The organism is Brevundimonas sp. UBA7534, assembly GCF_002479325.1.
Taxonomy (GTDB): Bacteria; Pseudomonadota; Alphaproteobacteria; order Caulobacterales; family Caulobacteraceae; genus Brevundimonas.
The window spans coordinates 825-4,031 of the sequence record NZ_DLMO01000005.1 but is presented as its reverse complement, the minus strand read 5'-3'; the positions used below and the strand labels follow the sequence as shown (position 1 = coordinate 4,031).

The 3,207-nt window shown below is 67.9% G+C and carries 3 protein-coding genes; 1 reads left to right on the top strand and 2 read right to left on the bottom strand.

Features of this window, described 5'->3' with window-relative positions; translation table 11 throughout:
• Nucleotides 1-1,179, bottom strand: a 1,179-nt coding sequence (locus tag B2U11_RS00285) for an N-acetylglutaminylglutamine amidotransferase (RefSeq protein ID WP_292068963.1), incomplete at its 3' end; no start/stop codon positions are given.
• A gap of 64 nt (nucleotides 1,180-1,243) precedes the next feature.
• Between B2U11_RS00285 and B2U11_RS00280 the strand changes: the two genes are divergently transcribed.
• A complete protein-coding gene (locus B2U11_RS00280; RefSeq protein WP_201216238.1) occupies nucleotides 1,244-1,723 on the top strand; it encodes a MarR family winged helix-turn-helix transcriptional regulator in 480 nt (159 codons plus the stop codon).
• A gap of 2 nt (nucleotides 1,724-1,725) precedes the next feature.
• Here B2U11_RS00280 and B2U11_RS00275 read toward each other — a convergent pair.
• Nucleotides 1,726-3,207 (bottom strand): tryptophan halogenase family protein (locus tag B2U11_RS00275; protein ID WP_292068961.1); only part of this gene is annotated, 1,482 nt, incomplete at its 5' end.

The following is a 3,207-nucleotide window of genomic DNA, read 5'->3' as shown; positions in this document are numbered from 1 at the left end:
GACCGGATCGGTCGCGTCCAGCATCGGCGGGTACCAGTGATAGCCGGCGAACACCTCGTCGGCCCCCTGGCCCGACTGAACCACCTTGATGTGTTTGGAGACTTCCTGGCTGAGCAGATAGAAGCCGACGTTGTCGTAACTGACCATCGGCTCGGACATCGCGCCGATGGTGCCCGGCAGGGCCTCCATCAGCCGCTGGTGCGGCACGAAGATCTGGTGGTGCTTGGTGCCGTAGTGTTTGGCGATCAGGTCGGAATAGACGAACTCGTCGCCCTTCTCGCCGTTGGCCTCCTCGAAGCCGACGGAAAAGGTCATCAGGTCCTTCTGGCCCAGTTCCGCCAGCAGGCCGACGATCAGGCTGGAGTCCACCCCGCCCGAGAGCAGCACGCCGACCGGCACGTCCGCGACCATGCGGCGCTTCACCGCCTCGCGCAGACTGTCCAGCACCCGGTCGCGCCAGTCGTCGGCCGTCAGCGACGCATCCTCCGGGTGGCGGGTCATGTCGGGCTGCCAGTAGAGGCGGTCCTTGGCCGTCCCGTCGGCCTCGATCACGCGGATCGTCGCCGGCGGAAACTTCTTCACGCCCTTCAGGATGGTGTGCGGCGGCGGCACTACGGCGTGGAAGGTCATGTAGTGGTGCAGGCCGACCGGGTCGATGGTCTTGTCCACATCGCCCGCCGCCAGCAGGGCCGGCAGGGTCGAGGCGAAGCGCAGGCGCTTGCCGCTTTCGGCCAGATACAGCGGCTTGATGCCGAACCGGTCGCGGGCGATCACGGTGCGGCCGGTGTCACGCTCATGCAGGACGAAGGCGAACATGCCCTTGAACCGCTCGACACAGGCCTCGCCCCAGGCCTTCCAGGCCTTGATGATGACCTCGGTGTCGCCGTGCGAGAAGAAGCGGAAGCCCATCCCCAGCAGCTCTTCGCGCAGTTCGGGATAGTTGTAGATGCAGCCGTTGAACGCCAGGGTCACGCCCAGGTCGGCGTCCACCATCGGCTGCTGTGCGGCTTCCGACAGGTCGATGATCTTCAGGCGCCGATGGCCCAGCCCCAGCGGGCCGCGCATGACAATGCCGGACCCATCCGGTCCCCGGGGCGAGAGCGCATCGGTCATCCGCTGCACGGCGCCGGCGTCGGCCGGCCGTCCGTCGAAATTGATCTCGCCGCTAAGACCGCACATGGGGCCTCCTTGAATTGTGGATGCAGCGCGTACAAATGGTTAGTGCACGAAAGAGTTCAACCGGATGGACGCATTTTCTCCGCAATCCGACGCCGATCCCACCGAATCCCTGGTCCGGTCGGTGCGCCGCATCGCCCAGGCGATCGACGTCCGCTCGCGCGAGATCGCCCGCGTCACGGGCCTGACCCTGCCGCAGTTGCTGGTTCTCCAGGCCGCCCGCGCCCTGGGCCAGGTCAGCACCAGCGCCCTGTCGCGCGAGGTGTCGATGTCGCCGCCGACCGTGGTGGCGATCCTGGATCGGCTGGAAGCGCGCGGCCTGGCGGAACGCTACCGGTCCACCTCCGATCGTCGGATCGTGCATGTGCGTCTGACCGAGGCGGGCCTGTCGGCCCTGTCGACCGCGCCGGGGCTGCTGCGCCCCGACGCCCTGACCCGCCTGGACGCCCTGCCGAGGGACCGGCGCGAGGCGATGGCCGCAGCCTTGGCCTTGGCTTCCGACCTGATCGCGCCGCCGCCCGCACGGTCTAACGACGACGCCGACTGACCTTATCCCGCGTCGACGCTGGCGCAGTAGCGCGCGATATAGGCGTCCTGCGTCGGCAGTCGGGACGCGCTCTGCCGGATCGCGGTCCTCAGCCGCGCCAGGCTGGACAGCAGGGCCTCGTCCGGCACCGCGTCGGCGAGCCGGTGATGGTGACGCGGGACGATCCCCTGCCCCAGATAGACGGCGACCCAGCTGGGATGCAGGAACAGGCCCTCCCGATATTCCTGCACCGCGCCCCGCGCCCGGAACAGGTCGATCTTTTCGGCCAGGCTGTCGGGCAGGCGCATGGTGCGGACGTGGTCCCAGAACGGCGTGTCGTCCCGCTCGGTCGCGCAATAGTGCAGGATGATGAAATCCCGGATCCGGGCGTATTCCACATCCATCTGGCGGTTGAACTCGGTCGCGGACGCCGGGTCCGCCACGGCGTTGGGCCACAGTTCGATCAGCTTTGTGATGGCGATCTGGATCAGATGGATGCTGGTCGATTCCAGCGGCTCGATGAAGCCCGACGACAGCCCCACCGAGACGCAGTTGGCGATCCAGTTGCGCGTCCTCTGTCCGGCGATGAAGCGCAGGACGTTCGCCGTCTTCAGCGGCGCGCCCTCCAGCCGTTCCAGCAGCCGTTCGGTCGCCGCCTCGGCATCGACGAAGGCGCTGGCGAAGACATAGCCGTTGCCGACCCGGTGCTGCAGGGGGATGCGGAACTGCCAGCCCGCCTCCAGCGCGGTCGCGCGCGTATAGGGCGCGGTCGGCTGGTCGCTGGCGCAGGGAATGGCCACAGCGCGATCGCATGGCAGCCAGTGCGACCAGTCCGTGAACCCGGACTTCAGCGTCTGCTCGATCAGCAGCGCGCGGAATCCCGAACAGTCGACGAACAGATCGCCCTCCACCACCGCGCCGCTTTCCAGCACGACGGCGGACAGGGCGCCGCTCTCGCCGTCCTGCATGACCTCGACGATCCGCCCCTCGATGCGGCGCACGCCGTGCCGCTCGGCGAACGTCCGCAGGAACCGCGCATAGAGGGTCGAATCGAATTGATAGGCGTAACCATAGGTGGACAGCAGCGACCGCGCGTTCTCGACCGGCGGCGCGAAACGGCCTTCCCTCGCCGCGACGATCGGCAGCGAATAGTCGTCCAGGGGTCCGACGTCGCCCAGGCTTCGCCCCCTCAGCCAGTAGTGATGGAACGGCGCCTCCCCGCCCGGTGCGCCATAGTCGCCGAACGGATGGATGTAGCTGTCGCCGACACGGCCCCAGTCGTTGAATTGAATGCCCAGTTTGAAGGTGGCGCGCGTGGCCTTCATGAACTCGGCCTCGTCGATGCCCAGGCGTTCGTTGAAGGCGCGGATGTGCGGCAGGGTGGATTCGCCCACCCCCACCGTGCCGATGGCCTCTGATTCCACCAGCACGACCTGAACGCCGGTCGGGGCGACCAGGCGGGCCAGGGCGGCGGCCGTCATCCATCCCGCCGTTCCGCCGCCGAC

What these genes read in the sequence shown, in the direction of transcription:
- B2U11_RS00280 (WP_201216238.1), top strand. Translation starts at nt 1,244, where the DNA reads ATGGACGCATTTTCTCCGCAATCCGACGCCGATCCCACCGAATCCCTG.